Below are 22,427 nucleotides of genomic sequence, written 5' to 3' on the forward strand. Positions count from 1 at the left end.
ACCCCCAGCACCCCCCTCGAACGCCGCCCGATCCGCGAGCTTCCCGACGAACTGATCAGCCAGATCGCCGCCGGTGAAGTGGTCGAACGGCCCGCCTCGGTGGTGCGCGAACTGCTGGACAACGCGCTCGACGCGGGCGCGAGCCACATCACCGTTCGGCTGGCATCGGGCGGCGTGCGGCTGATCTCCGTCGAGGACGACGGCCTGGGCATTCCACGCGAAGAACTCACCGTGGCCTTGCGCCGCCATGCGACCAGCAAGATCGCGAGCCTGAACGACCTGGAAACGGTCGGCACCATGGGCTTTCGCGGCGAGGCGCTCGCGGCCATCAATGCGATTGCCGAGCTGAGCATTCTTTCGCGCTTCACCGGCGCCGACACCGCGTTTTCGCTCGACGGGCGCACGGGTGAGCTGCGGCCGGTGGCGCGTGCTGCCGGCACCACGGTCGAGGTGCGCGAGCTGTTCTTTGCCACACCCGCGCGCCGCAAGTTCCTGAAGACCGACGCCACCGAGCTGGCCCACTGCATCGAGGCCGTGCGCCGGCATGCGCTGGCGCGGCCCGACGTGGGCTTTTCGGTCTGGCACGACGGCAAGCTGGTCGAGCAGTGGCGCGCCGCCACCACGCGCGAGCAGCGCCTGGCAGACGCGCTGAGCGACGACTTCGTCACGCAGAGCGTGGCGGTCGATCGCACCGGCGGCCCGGTGCGCGTGGTCGGGCGCGCCGGCATTCCCGACGCGGCACGCTCGCGCGGCGACCAGCAGTTCTTCTATGTCAACGGGCGCTTCGTGCGCGACAAGGTGCTGTCGCACGCCGTGCGCAGCGCCTACGAAGACGTGCTGCACGGCCAGCGCCAGCCCATCTACGCGCTGTACCTGGAAATCGATCCGGCGCGGGTCGACGTGAACGTGCATCCGACCAAGATCGAAGTGCGCTTTCGCGACGGGCGCGAGGTGCACCAGGCGGTGCGCCACGCGATCGAGGACGCACTGGCGGCGCCGCGTGCCGGCGACGCGCTCGCGCCCCCGGCCGCGCAGCAGCCGTTTTTCAAGGAGAACCCGCTCCCCACGAGCGCCAGTTGGTCGCAACCCGCTATGAATTTCGTAGCACAGGAGCGCGGCGCGGGCGATTTCGAGGCGATGTGGCCCCAGCGCACGGGGCAGTCCGTGCCCGCGCAGGAATCCGGCGCACTGCCATGGTCCGCGCCCAGTGCATCGCGAATGGCGTTGCGCGCCCCCCTCGGGTTGCCATCGAGCCCCGGCGCCGGCCCCGCATCCATCACCACCAACGAGGAGGCCTGGCCGCTGGGCCGTGCGCTCGCGCAGCTGCAGGGCATCTACATCCTGGCCGAAAACAGCCAGGGCCTCGTGATCGTCGACATGCACGCGGCGCACGAGCGCATCGTCTACGAGCGGCTGAAGACGCAGCTCGACGGGGCCGCCATCGGCAGCCAGCCGCTGCTGATACCGGCCACTTTCGCGGCCACGCCGCAGGAAGTGGCCACCGCCGAGGCCTGCGCCGACGTATTGCCGACGCTGGGCCTGGACATCACGCCCTTCTCCGCGCGCACGCTCGCGGTGCGCGCCGTGCCCTCGACGCTGGCCGACGGCGATCCGGTGGAGCTGGCGCGCAGCGTGCTGGCCGAACTTGCCCAGCACGACGCCAGCACCGTGGTGCAGCGCGCGCAGAACGAATTGCTCTCCACCATGGCGTGCCACGGGGCCGTGCGGGCCAACCGCAAGCTCACCATCGACGAGATGAACGCACTGTTACGCCAAATGGAAGCAACAGAACGTTCGGACCAGTGCAACCACGGCCGGCCGACCTGGCGCCAGTTGTCAGTTCGGGAGCTCGACGCGCTGTTCCTGCGCGGCCGCTAGGGTTTTCGGCGCTTTTTTCAGGGTTTTCGAGGGTTTTGGACGGTCATCCGTACAGCGGGCACGCACGTTGCATAGGTTCACAAAGCGCCAATGAGCGTTGTTTGAGGGGGTTACCAATGTGCAATGTCGGCGCACGGCGGTAGGAGCAGATGAACTTTTACGCCGACTTCGCTGTCCCTCAACCCCATGATGAAACGCTGGCCCCTCCTCGCGTCTGTCTTCTCGCTGTGTGCCCTGCTCGCCGCCGGTTGCTCGACGCTCGACGCGCAGCAGCGTGAGTGGATCTTCCAGCCCAGCGACCGCAGCTGGGGCAACACCGCCACCATGACCCAGGGCATGGAGGACGTGTGGATCGACTTCCAGTCTTCCCTCACCGGCGAGCCGGCCCGCCTGCACGGCCTGTGGCTGGGCGGCGCGCCGGAGACCACCGACACCCCCGTGCTGCTGTACCTGCACGGCGCGCGCTACAACGTGGCCGGCTCCGCACCGCGCATCCAGCGCATGCACGAGCTGGGCTTCTCGGTGCTGGCCATCGACTACCGCGGTTTCGGGAAGAGCTCCAAGGGCCTGCCCTCCGAGGAATCGGCCCGCGAGGACGCCCGCGCCGCCTGGACCTGGCTGGCCGCGCGCCACCCCAAGCAGCACCGCTACATCTTCGGCCACTCGCTGGGCGGCGCCATCGGCATCGACCTGGCCGCGCACGTCAACGACGAGAGCGGCACCATCGTGGAGAGCACCTTCACCTCTATCGCCGACGTGGTCAGCAGCTTCAAGTGGGGCTGGCTGCCCTTCGGCCCCTTCATCACGCAGCGCTTCGACGCGATCGACAAGGTCAAGGACATCGGCGCGCCGCTGCTCGTGGTGCACGGCACGGCCGACAGCCTGATCAACCCGACGCTGGGACGCAAGCTCTACGACGCGGCCACGGTGCCCAAGCAGTTCGTGCTGGTGGAGGGCGGTTCGCACCACAACACCAACTCGATCGGCGAGACGCAATACCGCGCCGCGCTCACGCAGCTGTTCCGCATGAAGCCGGAGAACATGGTCGCCAGCAACGGCGGCGTGCCGCGCCCGATGCCCAAGCTTGCACCGCCGGCCGCCGGCGGGCTCACACCGCAGGACGTGAGCGGCAAGGTGCGGCCGCCGGTGCCCGCGGCCATCTGACGCACGAGAGACCGGCCGCCACCCGGCCGCCCTTGAAGCCCCGGTGCCCGGCCGGGCACGCGCCATTTGCTACCCTCGGCGCACCATGTCCCCCAGCTTCGTTCCGGCCGCCGAGGCCGCTCCCCCGGCAGCGCCAGGCGCTGCCCCTCCACAAGCCCCCCCGCGCTATGTCGCGCTCGCAGGCCCCACGGCCTGCGGCAAGACCGCCGCCGCACTCGCGCTGGCCCGCCTGCAGCCGGTCGAAATCATCTCGGTCGATTCGGCCCTGGTCTACCGTGGCATGGACATCGGCACCGCCAAGCCCACCGCCGCAGAGCAGGCCGCCGTGCCGCACCACCTGATCGACATCCTCGATGCGCGCGAGAGCTACAGCGCCGCCGCCTTCGTGGCCGACGCCACGCGGCTCATCGAGAAGATCCGCGCGCGCGGCGCGCTGCCGCTGCTGGTGGGCGGCACCATGCTCTACTTCAAGGCGCTGTTCGATGGCATCGACGCCATGCCGGCGGCCGACGCCGCGGTGCGAGCCCAGATCGACGCCGAGGCCGCCGCGCTCGGCTGGCCCGCCATGCACGCGCGGCTCGCGGTGGTCGACCCGGTGACGGCCGCGCGGCTGGCGCCGCAGGACAGCCAGCGCATCCAGCGTGCGCTCGAGGTGTGGGCCAGCAGCGGGCAGCCGCTGTCGAGCTTTCATGCGAGCGACAACAAGACGGCCCGGCCCGTGGAGGGCGGCGTGCTGTTCTCGCTGGAGCCGGCCGATCGCGCCTGGCTGCACGCACGCATCGCCGAGCGCTTCGACGCGATGCTGGCGGGCGGCTTTCTCGACGAAGTGCGTGCGCTGCGCGCGCGCGGTGACCTGACGACCGACCTGCCCTCGATGCGCTGCGTCGGCTACCGCCAGGCCTGGGAAACGCTGGCCGCCTGCGGCGATGCGGCGCCCGACGCCAAGGCCATGTTCGACCTGCGCGAGCGCGGCATCGCCGCCACGCGCCAGCTCGCCAAGCGGCAGGTCACCTGGCTGCGCAGCATGCCGCAGCGCACCGTGATTGCCTGCGACGCCCCCGACGCGGTGCAGACCGCCGTTCAACTGATCGCCAAGACCACCCAAGCCGGATGACGCTGCGCATTACCAACCTCGGCAAGCACTACGGTGAATCGCCTGTCTTCGAGAACGTGACGCTGGCCGTCGAGCCCGGCGAGTTCGTCGCCATCGTGGGGGAGTCGGGTGTCGGCAAGTCGACGCTGCTCAACTGCATGGCCGGGCTGGACAGCTGGGACCAGGGCACGGTGACGCACGACGGCACCGACATCGGCGCGCTCGACGGCGAACGCTGCGCGCTCTGGCGGCGCAGCCATGTGGGCTTCGTGTTCCAGGCTTTCCACGTGCTGCCGCACCTGGACGTGGCGCAGAACGTGTCGCTGCCGCTGATGCTGCTGGGCGAGAAAAACAAGGACGACCAACGCGTTGCACGAATGCTCGACGCCGTGGGCCTGCCCGGCATGGGCGCGCGGCTGCCGCAGACGCTGTCGGGCGGCCAGCTGCAGCGCGTGGCCATTGCGCGCGCGCTGGTGCACCGCCCCGCCCTGCTGCTGGCCGACGAGCCCACGGGCAACCTCGACCCCTCGACCGCCGCCAAGGTGATGGACCTGCTGATCGGCCAGACCCGCGAGCATGGTGCGTCGCTGGTGCTGGTGACCCACTCCGAGAGCGCGGCCGCCCGCGCGGACCGGCTGCTGCACCTGACGGCGACCGGCATCCGCGCCTGATTCGGGCGGTTACTGCGGCGGCGCAACCAGCGCGGCAAACCGCGACATGTCGACGTTGCCGCCGCTGATCACGATGCCCACGCGCTGGCCCGCAATCGCCTGGCCAGCCGCGAGGGCGCCCGCGAAGGCGAGGCAGCCGGTGGGCTCCACCACCATCTTCATGCGCTCGGCGAAGAAGCGCATGGCGTCGACCAACTGCTCGTCGGTCACGGTGAAGATGTCGTCCACGTCGCGGCGGATGATGCCGAAGGTGTACTCGCCCAGGTGCTGCGTCTGCGCACCGTCGGCGATGGTCTGCGGCGTAGGGATGTGCACGATCTTCCCGGTGCGAAACGACTGCTGGCCGTCGTTGCCCGCCTCGGGCTCGACGCCGTAGACCTTGCATGCGGGCGCAAGCGCACGCGCCGAGAGCGCCGAGCCCGACAGCAACCCGCCGCCGCCGAGGCACACGAACAGGTGGTCCAGCGGGCCGGTCTCTTCGATCAACTCCTTCACCGCCGTGCCCTGGCCCGTGAGCACATCGGGGTGGTCGTACGGCGGAATCATCGTCATGCCGCGCTCCTGCGCGAGCCGCTTCGTCAGCGCCTCGCGGTCTTCGGTGAAGCGGTCGTACATCACCACTTCGGCGCCGTAGCCCTTGGTGGCGGCCACCTTGGCGGCGGGCGCGTCCCTGGGCATGACGATCACGGCCGGCATCGACAGCAGGCGGGCCGACAGCGCGATGGCCTGCGCATGGTTGCCCGACGAGAAGGCGATCACGCCGCCCTTGCGCTGCGCGGCATCGAACTTCGACAGCGCATTGAAGGCGCCGCGGAACTTGAAAGCGCCCATGCGCTGGAAGTTCTCGCACTTGAAGAAGAACTGCGCGCCCCAGCGCTCGTTGGCGGTGGTCGATTGCAGCACCGGCGTGCGGTGGGCATGGCCTTCGAGCCGTGCGGCGGCGGCGATGACGTCGTCGTAGGTAGGTAGTTGCATGGGTCCGAGCTTAGCGGCGGCTTGCAATCTTTTGCAGCCCCGATGGGTAAAAACCCGGTAGGCGCGGCGGCCCCGAACTTCGTACTCTGTATACAGAGTTCAGAAAAAAGAGGTTCGCCATGCCCGCCCAGCTCGTCAGCATCGAGGTCGCCCCCGACCTCGTCGACCAGGTGTACCGCGCCCTGCTCGGTGCCATCAGCAGCGGCGCGCTCGCACCCGGCGAGCGCCTCACGCAGGAGGACATCGCGCAACGCCTGTCGGTCTCGCGCCAGCCGGTGCTGCAGGCGTTGCGGCTGCTGAAGAAAGACGGCTTCGTGCTGGACGCGCCCGGCCGCGGCGTGCTGGTGGCGCCGCTGGAGGCCGAGGCGATGCGCCGGGTCTACCAGGTGCGCGGTGCGCTCGATGTGCTGGCCGCGCGGCTCGCGGCGCAGCAGCGTTTTCGCATCGACCCGAAGCTCATCGAGCGTGGCCGGCGCGCGGCGCGCGGGCGCAACGTCGAAGCCATGATCGACGCCGACGTGGCCTTCCACCAGGCCATCTACGAAGCCTCGGGCAACCCGCTGATCGGCCAGAGCGCCAGCCCGCACTGGCGCCACCTGCGCCGCGCGATGGGCGCGGTGCTGCAGGCCGAGCCGCAGCGCGAGACGCTCTGGGACGAGCACGAGGCCATCGCCGCCGCCATCGCCGCGGGCAACGCGGACCGCGCGGCGCGCCTGAGCGAGGAACACGTCGCGCAGGCCAGCGAGGCACTGGCCCGGCGCCTCGCCGAGCAGCAGGCCCGCAACGCACCCACGCACACCCCCACCCACAAGGAGACAAGGCATGAAGCTGACCCCCGAGCAACGCGCGCAGTTCGAGCGCGACGGCTACCTGTTCTTCCCCGGCCATTTCTCGCCTGAAGAGACGAAGACCCTGACCGATGCGGTGCCCGATCTGTACAGCAAGCGCGAGGCCTTCAACGTGCGCGAGAAAGGCTCCGACGCGGTGCGCACGAACTTCGCGGCGCACCTCATCAGCGAGCCCTTCGCGCGCCTGGCGCGCCACCCGCGCATGGTCGGCCCGGTGATGGACCTCTTCGAGGAAGAGGTCTACATGCACCAATTCAAGATCAACGGCAAGATGGCCTTCGAAGGCCAGGTGTGGCAGTGGCACCAGGACTACGGCACCTGGCTCAACGATGACCTGATGCCTACGGAGCGCGCGATGAACGTGGCCATCTTCCTGGACGACGTGAACGAGCACAACGGCCCGCTGATGTTCATTCCGGGCAGCCACCGCAAGGGCGTGGTCGACGCGAAGCACGACCTCACCACCACCAGCTATCCGCTGTGGACGGTCGACAACGCGCTGATCGCCCAACTCGTCGAGCGGGCCGGCGGCAAGGACGGCGGCATCGTCTCGCCCAAGGGCCCGGCGGGTTCGATGATCCTGTTCCACAGCTGCCTGGTGCATGCCTCGGGCAGCAACCTGTCGCCGTTCAACCGCGTGGCGGTGTACCTGAGCCTGTGCGCCGTCAGCAACCACATCCGGCGCCACAAGCGGCCCGAGTACATCGCGCACCGCGACTTCACGCCCATCGAGATGCTGCCCGACGACTGCCTGCGCGAGCCCTACCCCGTCGACGTGCCGTGGAAGCACGGCCTGCCAGAGAGCGCGCTGCGCACCTCGCTCGATGTGATCGAACCCGTGGAGGCCTGAACGCCATGAGCCTGCACACCCGCCTGCTGCAGCGCGCCGCCGAAGGCCGCCCCATTCGCATCGGCCTGATCGGCGCCGGCAAGTTCGGCGCCATGTACCTCGCGCAGATTCCGCGCACGCCCGGCGTGCAGCTGGTGGCCATTGCCGACCTGTCGCCCGGCGCGGCGCGCGTCAATCTCGAGCGCGTGGGCTGGCAGGCCGAGCGCTGCGCCGCCGGCTCGGTGCAGGAGGCGCTGAAGCACGGCACCACCTGGATCACCGACGACTGGCGGGCAGTGACGCGCGCGCCGTCCATCGACATCGTGGTCGAGTGCACAGGCAACCCCATCGCCGCGGTCGAGCACTGCCTGGACGGCTTCGCGCACGGCAAGCACGTGGTCAACGTGACGGTGGAGGCGGACGCCTTCTGCGGCCCGATGCTCGCGCACCGTGCGCGGCAGGCCGGCGTGATCTATTCGCTGGCCTTCGGCGACCAGCCCGCGCTGATCTGCGACCTGGTCGACTGGGCGCGCACCTGCGGCTTTCCGGTGGTGGCGGCCGGGCGCGGGCACAAGTGGCTGCCGCACTTCACCGAGTCGACGCCCGAGACCGTGTGGGGCAACTACGGCCTCACGCCCGAGCAGGCGCTGCGCGGCGGGCTCAACCCGAAGATGTTCAACAGCTTCCTGGACGGCTCCAAGCCGTCCATCGAAAGCTCGGCCGTGGCCAACGCCACCGGACTCACCGTGCCGTCGGACGGCCTGCTCTACCCGCCCGCGAGCGTGGAAGACATTCCCTTCGTCACGCGACCGAAGAGCGAGGGCGGCGTGCTGGAGCGCAAGGGCATGGTCGAGGTGGTGTCCTCGCTGGAAGCCGACGGCCGCAAGATCCCCTACGACATCCGCATGGGCGTGTGGGTCACGGTGGAGGCCGAGACCGACTACATCAAGAACTGCTTCGAGGAATACAACGCCCACACCGACCCGAGCGGGCGCTACTTCACGCTCTACAAGCGCTGGCACCTCATTGGCCTGGAGGTCGGCATGTCGGTGGCCAGCGTGGCGCTGCGCGGCGAGCCCACCGGCGTGGCCACCTGCTGGAACGCCGACGTGGTGGCCACCGCCAAGCGCGACCTGGCCGCGGGCGAGATGCTCGACGGCGAAGGCGGCTACACGGTGTGGGGCAAGCTGCTGCCCGCCGAGCGCTCGTTGCGCCTGGGCGGCCTGCCGCTCGGGCTGGCGCACGACATCAAGCTGCTGCGGCCGGTGAAGAAGGGCCAGAGCCTGAGCTGGGCCGACGTGGCGGTCGACACCTCGACCGGCGCCTACCGGCTGCGCCAGGAGATGGAGGCCATGTTCACACCCGCGGTGCAGGCCAGGGCCGCCTGACAACGGGCTCGGTAAAGACGAAATCATCCATTGCGCCCTGGCGCCATAACGTAAAAAATATTCGGCTTCGCAGCTTCTTCAACGACAAGAGACCATGCTCCCCCAGGCGCCGGCCGCCGATCGTGCGGCACGCGAATCCTACGGACGCTTGCTCGCGATCCTGTCCACGCGCACGCACGACATCACTGCGTCGGAAGGTGCGCTGGGCTACGCCTTCGCGCGCGCACTCGAACGCTGGCCGGCCGACGGCATTCCGCCGCAGCCCGACGCCTGGATGCTGAGCGCGGCGCGGCACCGCAAGCTCGACGCCTGGCGCCACACCCGCGTGCAGGACAAGGCCACGCAAACGCTGATGCTGCTGGCCGGCGAATTCGACGAAGGCCGCACCGAAGGCTCAGCCCCGCCCGAGGAACGGCTGCGCGTGCTCTTCGTGTGCGCACACCCGGCCATCGAAGCGTCGGCACGCGCACCGCTGATGTTGCAGACCATGCTGGGCCTCGACGCGGCGTCCATGGCGCCCGCCTTCCTGACATCGCCCTCCGCGCTGGCCCAGCGGCTGGTGCGCGCCAAGGCGTGCATCCGCGCGGCCGGGGCTCCCTTCGAGTACCCGCAGGCGCGCGACCTGCCCCATCGGCTGCGGGAGGTGCTCGACGGCATTCACGCGGCCTACGGCAGCGGCTGGGACGACGTGGAAGGCGCCGACGCCCTGCCCCGAGGGCTGACGGCCGAAGCCATCGACCTGTGCCGCATCCTGTGCCGCCTGATGCCGGACGAACCCGAGCCGCTGGGGCTGCTGGCGCTGATGCTGTTCGGCGAAGCGCGCCTGGCGGCGCAGCGCAGCGACACCGGCGCCTATGTGCCGCTCGACCAGCAGGACATCACGCGCTGGAACCACGCGCTGCTGGCCGAGGCCGAGCACCACCTGCGCCAAGCCGCCACCCTCGGGTCGCTGGGCACGTACCAGCTGAAGGCCAGCATCCAGTCGGCGCACTGCGAGCGTCGCGCAGGCGCGCCCGTGCCTGCCGAAACCCTGGTGTCGCTGTACGAACGCCTGCTGGCCCTGCGCCCGAGCGTCGGCGCGCAAGTGAGCCTGGCCTGCGCGCTCGCCAAGGCCCGGGGGCCCGACATCGGCCTGCAGGCGCTCGACGGCATCGCGGCGGACGCAGTGGCGAACCACCAACCGTTCTGGGCCGCGCGCGCGAAACTGCTGGCAACCGGCGGCGCGCGCGCCGCAGCGCGAAAGGCCTACGACCGGGCCATCGGCCTGACCACCAGCGCAGTGGTGCGGGCCTACCTCAACGCCATGTCGCAGCGGCTGTGAACCCGCCGCGGGCGCCTATCTGGCGTTAAAAGTGCGCGGAAACAGCGCCGCCTGCGAGCGGTCGCGCAGCCGGTAGCTCATGGCCGGGCGGCCCAGGCTGCCGGTGACCATGCCGGCCTCTTCCATGAACTCGCCGTCGAGCATGCGCTTGCGAAAGGCGCTCTTGTCGATGTCGCGGCCCAGCACCACCTCGTAGGTGTGCTGCAGCGCCGGCAGCGTGAACGGCTCCTCCAGCAGAAAGGCCGGCAGCGAGGTGTATTCGACCTTGCTGCGCAGCCGGGCGACGGCCGCGTCCAGCAACTCGCCGTGGTCGAACGCCAGCCGCTTGCGCGCGGCCACGTCGACCGCGAACCATGCCACCTCGGCCGCGTTGGCGCCGCTGCGCAACTGCATCGCCTGCGCGGGAATCAGCGCATAGAAGCAATGCGTGGTCGACCAGCCGCGCGGGTCGCGCTGCGCGCCGCCCCAGCTGCCGAGTTGTTCGAGGTAGGGCGTGACCACGCCGGTCTTTTCGCGCAGCTTGCGCTGCGCGCAGTCGAGCAGCGTGGCGTCTTCGTCGATGTTCACGAAGCCGCCGGGCAAGGCCCACTTGCCGGGGAACGGCTCGGCGGTGTCGGCGGGGCGCTTCACCAGCAGCACCTGCAAGGCGTCGTCGAGCACGGTGAACATCACCACGTCGACCGTGACCAGCGGGCGCGGAAAGCTCAGGGGCGGAAAAATCGACGAGGGTGATTTCACGGGAAGGCTTGACTGCGGATTTGTTAGTTGTACTATACAACCCTCGATTAGTTGCACAGGACAACTTACAACGGAAAAAGGAACAAGGCTGTCACACGCTTTCGAGGGAGAGAAAAAATGACGATCCACACAACGACCACGCCGCGCAGCACCCGCGACCTGCCCGCCTACTTCGCGCAGGGCCATCGCCCCGAGTACCTTCTGTTCTGGGGCCACCAGGCGCCGAAGACGGGCGTGAACAAGAGCTGCTTCAGCCAGTGGTTCGAGGCCGAATTCAAGGTCGACGGGGTCAGGTACCGCACGGCCGAGCATTTCATGATGGCCGGCAAGGCGCGCCTGTTCGACGACACGCAAACCTGCGAGCGCATCCTCGCGGCCCGCACGCCCGGCGAAGCGAAGAAGCTCGGCCGCGAGATCCGCGGCTTCGACGAGGCGGCATGGGTCGAGGCGCGCCTGGACATCGTGACGCAGGGCAACTTCGAGAAGTTCGCGCAGAACGCGGCGCTCGGCGCCTTCCTGCTCGGCACGGGCCACCAGGTGCTGGTGGAGGCCAGCCCGGTCGATCCGGTCTGGGGCGTCGGCTTGGCGGCCACCGACCCCGCGGCGCAAGACCCGCGCGCGTGGCGCGGCCTCAACCTGCTGGGCTTCGCGCTGATGGCCGCACGCGACGCGCTGAGGGCCGCGCGATGACACGCATCGAACGCTACCGGGGCTGCCTGCTCGGCCTGGCCTGCGGCGACGCCGTGGGCACCACGGTCGAGTTCCGCTCGCGCGGCAGCTTCGAGCCGGTGACCGACATGGCCGGCGGCGGGCCCTTCGGCCTGGCGCCCGGCGAATGGACCGACGACACCTCGATGGCGCTGTGCCTCGCGGCGAGCCTCATCCACTGCGGGGGCTTCAACGCCGTCGACCAGATGAACCGCTACTGCAACTGGCGCAGCGTGGGCTACATGAGCAGCACGGGGAACTGCTTCGACATCGGCCTCACGGTGTCGGGTGCCCTCACCCGCTACCTCGCGTCGGGCGATCCGTTCGCTGGCGACCCCGATCCGCGCGCGGCGGGCAATGGCGCGCTGATGCGGCTGGCACCCGTGCCGATGTTCTGCGCGGCCAGCGCCGAAGCCACCTGGCAACAGGCCGGCGAGAGCACGCGCACCACGCACGGCGCGCTGGAGGCCATCGAGTGCTCGCGGCTGTTCGCCTTGCAGCTGCGGGCGGCCTTGCAGGGCGAAGGCAAGGCGGCCATTCTTGCCACCGCGCCGCCGGCCCCGCTGAGCGAGAGGGTCGCGGCACTCGCGCGCGGCGACTACGCCTCGAAGCCGCGCGAGCACATCAAGGGTTCGGGCTACTGCGTCGAGTCGCTGGAAGCGGCACTCTGGTGCTTTGCGCACACGCAGTCGTTCGAAGAAGCCGTGCTCGCCGCCGCCAACCTCGGTGACGATGCCGACACCACCGCCGCCATCTGCGGCCAGCTGGCGGGCGCGTTCTACGGCGTGGGCGGCATTCCCGCGCACTGGCTCGACAAGCTCGTCATGCGCGAAGAGATCGCGCAGATGGCCGACCGGTTGCTCGCGCTCGCGAACTGAACGCGCCGGCTACTCCTGCGGCGCCACGGCCGGCTCGCCGACCCGGCGCCCCTCCAGCTGGCTGCCGCCCTGCGCCAGCGTGACGCCGACCACCGCACGGCCGGCATCGCGCCGAAACATCAGTTGCGCGCCGATGCCCGTGACCGCGAAACGGTCGGTGCCGGTCGGCGTGAGCGCGCTGTAGCCGCGCCCCGTCTCGCGCACCAGCAGCTTGCCGTCGCGCACCGTGAAGCTCAGCGCCTGGCTCTTGCTCACGCGGAACTCGCCGCGGTAGTCGTCCAGACGCTTCGCATCGATCGGCACCTCGGCGGTCGACACCGGGTAACGGCTCTTGCCGATGGCCAGCATCACGGCCTGCAGCGGCGCACGTGCGTTGCTGCTGAGCACGATGATGGCCTCGCCGGTGTCGGGCGCCAGCAGCCAGAGCGTGCGGTAGCCCTCGGTAACGCCCGCATGGTAGTAAGTGCGGCGTCCGCCATCGGGGCCGCGCACCATCACCGCATAGCCGATCTCGGCGCCCTCGTAGCGCGCCAGCGGCGTGAGCATGCGCGCGGCGGCCGGGCCCAGCGGGCCGGCGGCGCCGGCCAGCACGGCGCGGCTGAAGGTCATCATGTCGGCGGCCGTGGAGCGCAGGGCGCTGGCCGGCGCGTAGGCCAGCATGTCGAACAGCGGCTGCCGGCGGTCGCCCGCAAACGCCGGAGCCATGCGCGAGGCCTTGTCGCCGAGCGGGATCACGGTGTCGTTCATGCCCAGCGGCTCGGTGATGCGCGCGCGCACCAGCTCGCCCCACGAGGTGCCGTAGCGCTCGGCCAGCAACTGGCCCAGCAGCGCCATGCCGAAGTTGCTGTATGCGGCCTCGCACGGCGGCGCGGCGGCCGTGAGCCTGATGCGCGCGAGCGCGGCCCAGAACATCGGTTTGTCGAAGGTGCGGAACTGTTCGGCCAGCGGCGCGCCGCCGGTCACGCCGTCGGCCATCACGGGCATGCAGCCGGTGTGCGTGACCAGCTGGCGCAGCGTGACCGAGGCCACGCCCGGCGACAGGCCCTCGACCTTGCCGGCCAGCAGCTTGCCCACGGTGTCGTCGAGCTTCAGGTCGCCGCGCTCGACCGCCTGCGCGAGCAGCAGGCCGGTGAAGACCTTGGTGACGGAGCCGATCTCGAACATCGGCTGCTCGGCGCTGCTGGCGGCGATGGCGCGCGGCGGCGACGGCGGCTCGGGGTTGTAGGCGGCGCCGTAGGCCGCCTGTCCGTTGCGCAGCGTGCCCACCACCAGCGTGCCGCGCTCTGCGCCCAGCGCCGCCTTGGCCAGCATCGCGGGGTCGCTCGCCAGCGTCAGGGGCGCCTGAGGTTGCGCGGCGGCATGGCCCACGAGCAGGGGTGCGAGGACGCACAGCGCAAGCCAGGGTCGGCACAGGGGACGGGGAGCACGGGGCAAGAGCCACATCGTCAGGTTCCTCAGGCGTCGTCGAAGAGGCGCCATGGTGCCACGCCTGTGTAACCTTTTGCGCGCCGCCACAATCGATGCATGCGCGCATTGCTCACCACCTTCTCCTGGCAGGAACTCCGCCACCACCCCTGGCGCAACGCGGCGGCCGTGATGGCCGTGATGCTGGGCGTGGCGCTGGCCTTCTCGGTGCAGCTGATCAACGCCTCCGCGCTCGACGAGTTCTCCAGCGCCGTGCGCTCGGTGAACGGACAGCCCGACCTGGAAGTGCGCGCCGTGCAGGGCGGCTTCGACGAGGCCGTGTTCGCCCAGCTGGCCCGGCATCCGCAGGTGACGCTCGCGAGCCCCGTGGTGGAGTTCCAGGGCCTGGCACTGGTGGCCGACAGCCAGGTGCCGATGCGCGTGATCGGCATCGACGCGCTGGTGCTGCCCACCATCGCGCCGGCGCTGATGCCGCAACCCGCGCCCGGCGCCGACCGCTTCGCGCTGTTCGCGCCGGGCCAGGTGTTCCTCAACGCCGCCGCGCGCAGCGCGTTGAAACTGCCCGCGCAAGCACCCGCAAGCACCCCAGAAACAGTGCAGCTGCGAAGCGGCGACGCCTGGCAGAAGCTGGCCGTGGCCGGCCATGTCGCCGCCGGCGGCACGGCGCTCGCGGTGATGGACATCGGCGCCGCGCAAGACCTGTTCGGCCAGGGCGGCCGGCTCAGCCGCATCGACCTGCGGCTGGCGCCCGGCACCGACCGCGCCACCTTCATGGCCGCGCTGCGGAGGTCGCCGGACTGGCCCGCGGGCGTGCAGTTCGCCGAGCCGGGCGATGCGGCGGAACGCGTGAGCAACCTGTCGCGCGCCTACCGCGTCAACCTCACGGTGCTGGCGCTGGTGGCGCTGTTCACCGGCGCGTTCCTGGTGTTCTCGGTGCTGGCGCTCAGCGTGGCCAAGCGCGCGCAGCAGTTCGCGCTGCTGGGCGTGCTGGGCCTCACCCCGCGCGAGCGGCTGCGGCTGGTGCTGGCCGAATCGCTGGTGCTGGGCCTGATCGGCAGCGCGGCCGGCCTGGCGCTGGGCACCGCGCTCGCGGCCTTTGCGCTGAAGGTGCTGGGCGGCGACCTGGGCGGCGGCTATTTCGAGGGCGTGGCGCCCACGCTGCACTGGAGCGCCGCTTCGGCCCTGCTGTACGGCGGCTTGGGCGTGGTGGCCGCGCTGGTCGGCGGCTGGTGGCCCGCGCGCGCGGCGCAGGCGTTGCCCGAGGCCCAGACGCTCAAGGGCCTGGGCGCCGCGCCCGTGCAGAGCAACGGCCACTGGCTGGCGCTGGGGCTGATTGCGCTGGGCGGGGTGCTGGCCAACGTGCCGGCCATTGGCGGCATTCCCGTGGCGGCGTACCTGTCGGTGGCCTGCCTGCTGGTGGGCGGCATCACCGCCCTGCCCTGGCTGATCGCCCTGCTGTACGACCGCATCGCGCCCCTGTTCGCGCAGCGCGTGCTGCCCATGCTGGCCGTGGAGCGCGCGCGGCGCATGCGCGGCACGGCGGCCGTGGCGGTAAGCGGCGTGGTCGCGAGCCTGAGCCTGGCGGTCGCGCTGACGGTAATGGTCGCGAGCTTTCGCGACTCGGTGACGCAGTGGCTGAACGTGGTGCTGCCCGCCGACCTGTACGTGCGCGCCACCTCGGGCGGTCGCGGCAGCAACAGCGGCGGCACCAGCAGCACCGACACCGCCACCTTCGCACCCGCTTTCGTGCAGGCGCTGGCGCAGTTGCCCGGCGTGGCGCGCACCGGCACGCTGCGCACGCAGACGCTGCAGCTCGACGCCACGCGCCCTGCCGTGGCGCTGATCGCGCGCAGCCTGGAAGGCGGCGCCACGCAGTCGTTGCCGCTGGTGGGCTCGGCCGTTGCCGTGCCCGAGGGGCAGATCGGCATCTACGTGAGCGAGCCGATGGTGGAGCTGTACGGCGCCAAGGCCGGCACCACCTTCGCGCCGCTGTCGGACGCCATGGGCATGTCGGCGTCGTCAAAAAAGACGCCGTCGTTCTTCGTGGCCGGTGTGTGGCGCGACTACGCCAGGCAGTTCGGCGCGATCACCATGGATGCGCGGGACTACGAGCGCATCACCGGCGAGCGCAACGTGAGCGACGTGGCGCTGTGGCTGGCGCCCGGCGCGTCCGAAGGCGAGGTGCAGACGGCGGTGCGCGCGCTCGCCGCTCGCCAGGGCGGCGGCTCCGCCGAGTCGGTGGAAATTGCGTCGGTCGGGCAGATCCGCGTGACCTCTCTGCGCATCTTCGACCGCAGCTTTGCCGTGACCTACTGGCTGCAGGCGGTGGCCATCGCCATCGGCCTGTTCGGCATTGCCGCGAGCTTCAGCGCGCAGGTGCTGGCGCGGCGCAAGGAATTCGGGCTGCTCGCGCATCTGGGCTTCACGCGGCGGCAGGTGCTGGCCGTGGTGGCGGGCGAAGGCGCGGCGTGGACGGCCATCGGCGCCGTGGCCGGGCTGGGGCTGGGCCTGGCGGTCTCGGTGGTGCTGGTGAAGGTGGTGAACCCCCAGAGCTTTCACTGGAGCATGGACCTGCTGGTGCCGTGGGAGCGGCTGCTGCTGTTGTGTGCCGCGGTGGTGGCCGCAGGCACGGTGACGGCGTGGATGGCTGGCCGCGCCGCAGCCGGCAAGGACGCAGTCCTGGCAGTCAAGGAAGATTGGTAAGAAAAAGAGCCAAAAAAAGAAGCAAGCCCAAGGCGCTGCAGAAGCGAAGCGCCGCAGCGCCTTGGTGGCCGAGCGAAGCAAAGGCCCGTGCGGTTCCCAAGCCCCTCTGGCTGCGCCGAGGAGCGCAGCGTTTCGCGGATCAGGGCTCGCCCTTGTTTGAGCGAAGCGAGTTTGGGCGAGACCCCGCGAAACGCGAGCACCGCAGGTTGCCCGGAGCGAAGCGCAGGGTCGCAGACAGTGGGGTCGCCTTTTCTTTGCTTACTTTCTTTTGGCGAAGCAAAAGAAAGTAAGTCGCCTGCCGGGGCGAGTCCCGGCCCCGAAACCCAGCTTCCAAAGCCGTCAACGCTCGTCCCGGTCTTGTGGTCGGACAGGCAGCGCAAAGCAACGCCCCATAGGGGTTGCAAGGCATGACTTGTAGACTGGCAAGCTATGCAGCAACCCCTCTCTTCCACCTCCTGCAGCGGCTGGCTCGGCGGCGCCATTCGCCGCATCGAGGCCGACTACCAGCGCAGCGCCGACACGCACCTCATTCCGCTGCCCCTGCCCTCGCTGGCCGCGCACGGCATCGACCTGTACCTGAAGGACGAATCCACGCACCCCACCGGCAGCCTGAAGCACCGGCTCGCGCGCTCGCTCTTCCTGTACGCGCTGTGCAACGGCTGGGTGCGCGAGGGCACGACCATCGTGGAAGCGTCGAGCGGCTCCACGGCGGTGAGCGAGGCCTACTTCGCGCGGCTGCTGGGCCTGCCCTTCATCGCGGTGATGCCGCGCACCACCTCGCCCGAGAAGGTCGCGCAGATCGCCTTCTACGGCGCGAGCTGCCACTTCGTGGACCATGCGGCGCAGGTGTACGAAGAGGCCCGCGCGCTGGCCGAGCGCACCGGCGGCCACTACATGGACCAGTTCACCTACGCAGAGCGCGCGACCGACTGGCGCGGCAACAACAACATCGCCGAGAGCATGTTCCAGCAGATGGCGCGCGAGCGGCATCCGGTGCCGAAGTGGATCGTGGTGGGCGCGGGCACGGGCGGCACCAGCGCGACCATCGGGCGCTATGTGCGCTTTCGCTGCCATGACACGCAGGTGTGCGTCCCCGACCCCGAAGGCTCGGTGTTCTCGGCCTACCACCGCACGGGCGACACCGCGCTCACCGCGGCGGGCTCGCGCATCGAGGGCATCGGCCGGCCGCGCGTGGAGCCGAGCTTCGTTCGCACGCTGGTCGACCGGATGATCGAGGTGCCCAACCTCGACTCGGTGGCGGCGATGCATGCGCTGTCGGCATTGCTGGGCCGCAAGGTCGGCCCGTCGACGGGCACGAACTTCGTCGGCATGCTGGCCGTGGCGCAGGAGATGCGCGCAGCCGGCCAGCAGGGGTCCATTCTTTCGTTGCTGTGCGATGCGGGCGAGCGCTACCTGCCGAGCTATCACGACGCCGCGTGGGTGCGCAACGCGTTCGGCGACATCGCGCCTGTGCAGCGGCGCATCGATGCGCTGGTGGCGGCGTGATGTCTCCGATGTCTCCCGTGCCTTCCATGTCTTTCGTTTCGCGGCGCAGCCTGCTGCTGGCAGCGCTGTCGGCGGGGCCGGTGGCGGCCTGGGCGCTGCCCGAGCGCAGGCTCGAATTTCCGCGCGACTTCGGCAGCCACCCCGACCTGCACACCGAGTGGTGGTACATCACCGGCCATGCGAAGACACCGGCCGGCCGCGAGTTCGGCTTTCAGGTGACCTTCTTCCGCTCGCGCGTGGAAGCGGCGCTGGGCATGCGCTCTGCATTCGCGGCGAAGAACCTGGTGTTCGCGCATGCGGCAGTCACCGACCTGGAGGGCCGCGTGCTGCTGCATGACCAGCGCATCGCGCGCGCGGGCTTCGGCGTGGCCGAGGCCAGCACCAGCGACACCGACGTGCGCATCCGCGACTGGTCGCTGGTGCGCGAGAACGGTCTCTATGTCGCGCGCATTCCGGCCGGCGAGTTCTCGCTCGACCTGCGCTTCACGCCGACGCAGCCGGTGCTGTTGCAGGGCAAGGCCGGCTTGTCGCGCAAGGGGCCGGACGAATCGCAGGCGAGCTATTACTACAGCGAACCGCAGCTCAAGGCGCAGGGCAAGCTGACGCTGAAGGGGCAGACCGTCGACGTCGGCGGCGCGGCCTGGCTCGACCACGAATGGAGCGAGGCGCTGATGCACCCGGACGCGGTGGGCTGGGACTGGATCGGCATGAACCTCGACGACGGCAGCGCCCTTACGGCCTTTCATCTGCGTCGCAGCGACGGCAGTGCGTTGTGGGGAGGCGGATCGTTTCGCGCGCGCGATGGGGTGGCGCGCATCTTCAAGAACGACGAAGTGCGGTTCGAGGCGATCAAGTCGTGGGAAAGCCCGCGCACGCAGGCGAAGTACCCGACGCAGTGGCGTGTGCAGACGCCGGCAGGCAACTTCGAGGTGCGGGCGCTGCTGGACGACCAGGAGCTGGACAGCCGCGGGTCGACCGGGGGCGTGTATTGGGAGGGGGTGAGCGACCTGCTCGATGCGCAGGGGCGCCGCGTGGGGCGCGGGTACCTCGAGATGACGGGGTATGCGGCGCCGCTGCGGCTTTAGTTCGTGTTCGGGGTGAGTGCCCAGGCCGTCGGCGTGAGCGCGCCCTGAATGAACCGCTCAGCCTAATGCGAGCTGCGCCCCGAAGACCCCTTGCGCCGCTCGATGAACGCAATGATCTCCCCCATGATCCCCTTGCGGAACGCCAGCACGCAGATCACGAAGATCAGCCCCGTGACCATGGTCACCGACTCGCCCAGCGTGTTGAACCAGTCGATCGTGGTGATGCGCGCCAGGAAGTTGCCTAGTTCGCCGATCTTGTTCTCCAGCAGCACCACCACCGCCGAACCCACCAGCGGACCGGAGATGGTGCCCAGCCCGCCCACCAACGTCATCAGGATGACCTGGCCCGACGCCGTCCAGTGCACGTCGGACAGCGTGGCAAAGCCCAGCACCAGCGTCTTGAGCGACCCGGCCAGGCCCGACAGCGCCGCCGAAATCACGAAGGCCAGCAGCTTGAAGCGGTTCACGTCGTAGCCCAGCGACAGCGCGCGCGGCTCGTTCTCCTTGATGCCCTTCAACACCTGGCCGAACGGCGAGTGGATGGTCCGCACGATCAGCAGGAACGCCAGCACCACCACGACCAGCGCCACGTAGTACATCGTGAGGTCGTTCGACAGGTCGATCAAGCCGAACAGCTTGCCGCGCGGCACGCCCTGCAGGCCGTCTTCGCCGCCCGTGAACTTGGCCTGCAGTGCGACGAAGAACATCATCTGCGCGAGCGCCAGCGTGATCATCGCGAAGTAGATGCCCTGGCGGCGGATGGCCACCACGCCGAAGATCCAGCCCAGGAAGCCGCCGGCGAGCGTGCCCGCGACCAGGCCCAGTTCGGGCGTAAGGCCCCAGACCTTCATCGCATGGCCCGCGACGTATGCGGAGCCGCCCAAGAAGGCCGCATGGCCGAACGACAGCAGGCCGGTGAAGCCCAGCAGCAGGTTGAAGGCCGCGGCGAAGAGTGCGAAGCACATGAGCTTCATCACGAACACCGGGTAGGCGCCGAAGAACGGCGCCAGGAGCAGCGCGACCAGCAGCAGGCCGTAGACGACGGTGGATATTTTTTTCATGTTCATGGTGCCGCTCGCCTCACTTCTCTTTGCCGAACAGGCCGGCGGGGCGAATCAACAGCACGATGACCATGATCACGAACACGACCGTGGACGAAGCCTCGGGATAGAAAACCTTGGTGAACCCCTCGATCACGCCGAGCCCCAGGCCGGTGAGGATGGCCCCCATGATCGAGCCCATGCCACCGATGACGACCACCGCGAACACCACGATGATGAGGTTCTGCCCCATCAGCGGCGACACCTGGATCACCGGCGCGGCGAGCACGCCCGCGAATGCGGCCAGCCCCGCGCCGAACGCGTAGGTCAGCGTGATCATCAGCGGCACATTGACGCCGAAGGCCTCCACCAGCCGCGGGTTCTCGGTGCCGGCGCGCAGGTAGGCGCCCAGCCGCGTCTTCTCGATGACGTACCAGGTGGCGAAGCACACGACCAGCGAGGCCACGACCACCCAGGCGCGGTAGTTGGGCAGCACCATGAAGCCCAGGTCGGTGGCGCTCGACAGCGCATCGGGCGCTTCGTAGGCCAGGCCCGACACGCCGTAGACCGAGCGGAACACGCCTTCGATCAGCAGCGTGAGGCCCAGCGTGAGCAGCAGGCCGTAGAGGTGGTCGAGCTTGTAGATCCAGCGCAGCAGCAGCCGCTCGATCAGCACGCCGAACACGCCGATGACGAGGGGCGCCGCGATCAGCATCACCCAGTAGTTGATGCCGAAATATTCCATCGCCATCCAGGTCAGGATGGCGCCCATCATGAACAGCGCGCCGTGCGCGAAGTTGATGACGTTGAGCAGGCCGAAGATCACCGCGAGCCCGAGGCTCAGGATGGCGTAGAACGAGCCGTTCACCAGCCCCAGGAGGAGCTGGCTCAGCAGGCCGGGCAGGGAAATGTTCATAAGCGTTTCAACGAACCCGGGCGCCGCGGCGCCCGCGAACAATCACTTCCAGAGGGCGCACCTGCTCTCGGCCTTGGTGGTGAAGACGTCTTCGCCCTTGAGCTTCTGGACCACCTTGTAGTAGTCCCACGGCTGCTTGGACTCGGCGGGCGACTTCACCTGCATGAGGTACATGTCGTGCACGAAGCGGCCGTCGTCGCGCACCACGCCCTTGGCGTAGAAGTCGTCGATCGGCGTCTTCTTGATCTGCGCCATGACGGTGTCGGCGTCGGTGCTCTTGGCAGCCTGCACGGCCTTCAGGTAGGTCATGGTGGCCGAGTAGTCGGCCGCCTGGATGTCGGTGGGCATGCGCTTGGTCTTGTCGAAGAACTTCTTGCCGAAGGCGCGCGTCTTGTCGTCCAGGTTCCAGTCCCAGCTGGTGGTGAGCAGCAGGCCTTCGGTGTTCTTCAGGCCCAGGCTGTGCACGTCGGTCACGAAGACCAGCAGGCCGACCATCTTCATGGTCTTGGAAATGCCGAATTCCTTGGCCGCCTTGATGGCGTTGATGGTGTCGCCGCCCGCATTGGCCAGCGCCAGCACCTGCGCCTTGGAGTTCTGCGCCTGCAGCAGGAACGAGGAGAAGTCGGAGGTGTTCAGCGGATGCTTCACGCTGCCCACCACGGTGCCGCCCTTCTCTTTCACGACCTTGGACGCATCGGCCTCCAGGGCCTGCCCGAAGGCGTAGTCGGCGGTCAGGAAGAACCAGCTCTTGTCGCCGCGCGCAATCACCGCGCTGCCGGTGCCCTTGGCCAGCGCCACGGTGTCGTAGGCGTAGTGCACGGTGTAGGGGCTGCACTGTTCGTTGGTGAGCGCCGAGCTGCCCGCGCCGTTCACGATGAACACGCGCTTCTTCTCCTGCGCCACCTTGGCCATGGCCAGGCCGGTGCCCGAGCTGGTGCCGCCGAACAGCATCGTCAGGCCCTGCGTGTCGATCCATTCACGCGCCTTGGAAGCGGCGATGTCGGCCTTGTTCTGGTGGTCGGCCTGCAGCAGCTCGATGGGCATGCCGTTGACCTTGCCGCCGAAGTCGTCGATGGCCATCTGGATCGCGAGGGCGCCGTTCTTGCCCTCCACGTCCGCGTAGAGGCTCGACATGTCGGTGATGAAACCGATCTTGACCTTCTCCTGCGCTTGTGCAGCGCCTGCGGCCGTCAGGCAGGTGGCGATGAGGCAGGCAGAGGCGATGAGCGTGCGTTTCATGGAATGGTTCTCCTCGTTGACT

The 22,427-nt window shown here is 69.4% G+C and carries 19 protein-coding genes; 13 read left to right on the top strand and 6 right to left on the bottom strand.

Features of this window, described 5'->3' with window-relative positions:
* The 4 genes from mutL to AC0IYU_RS21160 form a co-directional block, all read left to right on the top strand.
* Positions 1-1,878: DNA mismatch repair endonuclease MutL (gene mutL, locus AC0IYU_RS21145; RefSeq protein ID WP_472120738.1), on the top strand; the 1,878-nt coding region annotated here is incomplete at its 5' end.
* 189 nt (positions 1,879-2,067) lie between these two features.
* Complete coding sequence (locus AC0IYU_RS21150; protein WP_472120740.1) at positions 2,068-3,042, top strand: alpha/beta hydrolase; 975 nt, start codon at positions 2,068-2,070, stop codon at positions 3,040-3,042.
* Positions 3,043-3,127: 85 nt separating this feature from the next.
* Positions 3,128-4,156 carry a tRNA (adenosine(37)-N6)-dimethylallyltransferase MiaA gene (miaA, locus tag AC0IYU_RS21155; RefSeq protein ID WP_472120742.1) on the top strand — a complete coding sequence of 343 codons (1,029 nt, stop codon included), beginning with the start codon at positions 3,128-3,130 and terminating at the stop codon, positions 4,154-4,156.
* The gene (locus tag AC0IYU_RS21160; protein WP_472120744.1) at positions 4,153-4,806 is read left to right on the top strand and encodes an ABC transporter ATP-binding protein; all 654 of its coding nucleotides are present in this window, start codon (positions 4,153-4,155) and stop codon (positions 4,804-4,806) included. Before miaA ends, AC0IYU_RS21160 begins: the two co-directional genes overlap by 4 nt.
* A 9-nt stretch (positions 4,807-4,815) precedes the next feature.
* Here AC0IYU_RS21160 and AC0IYU_RS21165 read toward each other — a convergent pair whose 3' ends face one another.
* Positions 4,816-5,781, bottom strand: a complete 966-nt coding sequence (locus AC0IYU_RS21165) for a threo-3-hydroxy-L-aspartate ammonia-lyase (protein ID WP_472120746.1) — start codon at positions 5,779-5,781, stop codon at positions 4,816-4,818.
* Positions 5,782-5,900: 119 nt separating this feature from the next.
* Here AC0IYU_RS21165 and AC0IYU_RS21170 point away from each other — a divergent pair, with 119 nt between their 5' ends.
* From AC0IYU_RS21170 to AC0IYU_RS21185, 4 genes are all read left to right on the top strand, one after another.
* Complete coding sequence (locus AC0IYU_RS21170) at positions 5,901-6,680, top strand: GntR family transcriptional regulator (RefSeq protein WP_472120748.1); 780 nt, start codon at positions 5,901-5,903, stop codon at positions 6,678-6,680.
* Positions 6,604-7,479, top strand: a complete 876-nt coding sequence (locus AC0IYU_RS21175) for a phytanoyl-CoA dioxygenase family protein (RefSeq protein ID WP_472120750.1) — start codon at positions 6,604-6,606, stop codon at positions 7,477-7,479. Before AC0IYU_RS21170 ends, AC0IYU_RS21175 begins: the two co-directional genes overlap by 77 nt.
* Before the next feature lie 5 nt (positions 7,480-7,484).
* Entirely contained in the window at positions 7,485-8,846 is a 1,362-nt protein-coding gene (locus AC0IYU_RS21180) for an NAD(P)H-dependent oxidoreductase (RefSeq protein WP_472120752.1), read from the top strand.
* A gap of 94 nt (positions 8,847-8,940) precedes the next feature.
* Positions 8,941-10,167 (top strand): RNA polymerase sigma factor, encoded by a 1,227-nt coding sequence (locus AC0IYU_RS21185; protein WP_472120753.1) that lies wholly within the window; start codon positions 8,941-8,943, stop codon positions 10,165-10,167.
* A 15-nt stretch (positions 10,168-10,182) separates the two neighbouring features.
* Here AC0IYU_RS21185 and AC0IYU_RS21190 read toward each other — a convergent pair whose 3' ends face one another.
* Positions 10,183-10,836, bottom strand: a complete 654-nt coding sequence (locus AC0IYU_RS21190) for an NUDIX hydrolase (protein WP_472121033.1) — start codon at positions 10,834-10,836, stop codon at positions 10,183-10,185.
* A 186-nt stretch (positions 10,837-11,022) separates the two neighbouring features.
* On the opposite strand from AC0IYU_RS21190, the gene AC0IYU_RS21195 reads away from it, so the two are divergent.
* A complete protein-coding gene (locus tag AC0IYU_RS21195) occupies positions 11,023-11,595 on the top strand; it encodes an NADAR family protein (protein ID WP_472120755.1) in 573 nt (190 codons plus the stop codon).
* On the top strand, positions 11,592-12,491 hold the full coding sequence (locus AC0IYU_RS21200) for an ADP-ribosylglycohydrolase family protein (protein WP_472120757.1): 900 nt from the start codon (positions 11,592-11,594) through the stop codon (positions 12,489-12,491). Before AC0IYU_RS21195 ends, AC0IYU_RS21200 begins: the two co-directional genes overlap by 4 nt.
* Positions 12,492-12,500: 9 nt before the next feature.
* Here the strand turns inward: AC0IYU_RS21200 and AC0IYU_RS21205 are convergent, their stop codons facing one another.
* Positions 12,501-13,934: a serine hydrolase domain-containing protein gene (locus tag AC0IYU_RS21205; protein WP_472120759.1), complete on the bottom strand. Its 1,434-nt coding sequence runs from the start codon at positions 13,932-13,934 to the stop codon at positions 12,501-12,503.
* Between the two features lie 81 nt (positions 13,935-14,015).
* Here AC0IYU_RS21205 and AC0IYU_RS21210 point away from each other — a divergent pair, with 81 nt between their 5' ends.
* From AC0IYU_RS21210 to AC0IYU_RS21220, 3 genes are all read left to right on the top strand, one after another.
* On the top strand, positions 14,016-16,619 hold the full coding sequence (locus tag AC0IYU_RS21210; RefSeq protein WP_472120761.1) for an FtsX-like permease family protein: 2,604 nt from the start codon (positions 14,016-14,018) through the stop codon (positions 16,617-16,619).
* 429 nt (positions 16,620-17,048) lie between these two features.
* Positions 17,049-18,125, top strand: a complete 1,077-nt coding sequence (locus AC0IYU_RS21215; protein WP_472120763.1) for a PLP-dependent cysteine synthase family protein — start codon at positions 17,049-17,051, stop codon at positions 18,123-18,125.
* Between the two features lie 26 nt (positions 18,126-18,151).
* Positions 18,152-19,210: a lipocalin-like domain-containing protein gene (locus AC0IYU_RS21220; protein WP_472120765.1), complete on the top strand. Its 1,059-nt coding sequence runs from the start codon at positions 18,152-18,154 to the stop codon at positions 19,208-19,210.
* A gap of 62 nt (positions 19,211-19,272) precedes the next feature.
* Here the strand turns inward: AC0IYU_RS21220 and AC0IYU_RS21225 are convergent, their stop codons facing one another.
* From AC0IYU_RS21225 to AC0IYU_RS21235, 3 genes are read right to left on the bottom strand one after another with little or no spacing between them, the layout of a single operon-like run.
* A complete protein-coding gene (locus tag AC0IYU_RS21225; RefSeq protein WP_472120767.1) occupies positions 19,273-20,277 on the bottom strand; it encodes a branched-chain amino acid ABC transporter permease in 1,005 nt (334 codons plus the stop codon).
* A 13-nt stretch (positions 20,278-20,290) separates the two neighbouring features.
* A complete protein-coding gene (locus AC0IYU_RS21230) occupies positions 20,291-21,166 on the bottom strand; it encodes a branched-chain amino acid ABC transporter permease (RefSeq protein ID WP_472120769.1) in 876 nt (291 codons plus the stop codon).
* Between the two features lie 42 nt (positions 21,167-21,208).
* The gene (locus AC0IYU_RS21235; RefSeq protein ID WP_472120771.1) at positions 21,209-22,405 is read right to left on the bottom strand and encodes an ABC transporter substrate-binding protein; all 1,197 of its coding nucleotides are present in this window, start codon (positions 22,403-22,405) and stop codon (positions 21,209-21,211) included.
* Positions 22,406-22,427: the final 22 nt, after the last annotated feature.

It is taken from the genome of Variovorax sp. AC103 (assembly GCF_979254005.1).

Excerpts from the sequence above, each read along its gene's own strand:
- AC0IYU_RS21150 (WP_472120740.1), top strand. The coding sequence starts at position 2,068 with ATGAAACGCTGGCCCCTCCTCGCGTCTGTCTTCTCGCTGTGTGCCCTG.
- miaA (WP_472120742.1), top strand. The coding sequence starts at position 3,128 with ATGTCCCCCAGCTTCGTTCCGGCCGCCGAGGCCGCTCCCCCGGCAGCG.
- AC0IYU_RS21160 (WP_472120744.1), top strand. The coding sequence starts at position 4,153 with ATGACGCTGCGCATTACCAACCTCGGCAAGCACTACGGTGAATCGCCT.
- AC0IYU_RS21165 (WP_472120746.1), bottom strand. The coding sequence starts at position 5,781 with ATGCAACTACCTACCTACGACGACGTCATCGCCGCCGCCGCACGGCTC.
- AC0IYU_RS21170 (WP_472120748.1), top strand. The coding sequence starts at position 5,901 with ATGCCCGCCCAGCTCGTCAGCATCGAGGTCGCCCCCGACCTCGTCGAC.
- AC0IYU_RS21175 (WP_472120750.1), top strand. The coding sequence starts at position 6,604 with ATGAAGCTGACCCCCGAGCAACGCGCGCAGTTCGAGCGCGACGGCTAC.
- AC0IYU_RS21180 (WP_472120752.1), top strand. The coding sequence starts at position 7,485 with ATGAGCCTGCACACCCGCCTGCTGCAGCGCGCCGCCGAAGGCCGCCCC.
- AC0IYU_RS21185 (WP_472120753.1), top strand. The coding sequence starts at position 8,941 with ATGCTCCCCCAGGCGCCGGCCGCCGATCGTGCGGCACGCGAATCCTAC.
- AC0IYU_RS21190 (WP_472121033.1), bottom strand. The coding sequence starts at position 10,836 with ATGTTCACCGTGCTCGACGACGCCTTGCAGGTGCTGCTGGTGAAGCGC.
- AC0IYU_RS21195 (WP_472120755.1), top strand. The coding sequence starts at position 11,023 with ATGACGATCCACACAACGACCACGCCGCGCAGCACCCGCGACCTGCCC.
- AC0IYU_RS21200 (WP_472120757.1), top strand. The coding sequence starts at position 11,592 with ATGACACGCATCGAACGCTACCGGGGCTGCCTGCTCGGCCTGGCCTGC.
- AC0IYU_RS21205 (WP_472120759.1), bottom strand. The coding sequence starts at position 13,934 with ATGTGGCTCTTGCCCCGTGCTCCCCGTCCCCTGTGCCGACCCTGGCTT.
- AC0IYU_RS21210 (WP_472120761.1), top strand. The coding sequence starts at position 14,016 with ATGCGCGCATTGCTCACCACCTTCTCCTGGCAGGAACTCCGCCACCAC.
- AC0IYU_RS21215 (WP_472120763.1), top strand. The coding sequence starts at position 17,049 with ATGCAGCAACCCCTCTCTTCCACCTCCTGCAGCGGCTGGCTCGGCGGC.
- AC0IYU_RS21220 (WP_472120765.1), top strand. The coding sequence starts at position 18,152 with ATGTCTTTCGTTTCGCGGCGCAGCCTGCTGCTGGCAGCGCTGTCGGCG.
- AC0IYU_RS21225 (WP_472120767.1), bottom strand. The coding sequence starts at position 20,277 with ATGAACATGAAAAAAATATCCACCGTCGTCTACGGCCTGCTGCTGGTC.
- AC0IYU_RS21230 (WP_472120769.1), bottom strand. The coding sequence starts at position 21,166 with ATGAACATTTCCCTGCCCGGCCTGCTGAGCCAGCTCCTCCTGGGGCTG.
- AC0IYU_RS21235 (WP_472120771.1), bottom strand. The coding sequence starts at position 22,405 with ATGAAACGCACGCTCATCGCCTCTGCCTGCCTCATCGCCACCTGCCTG.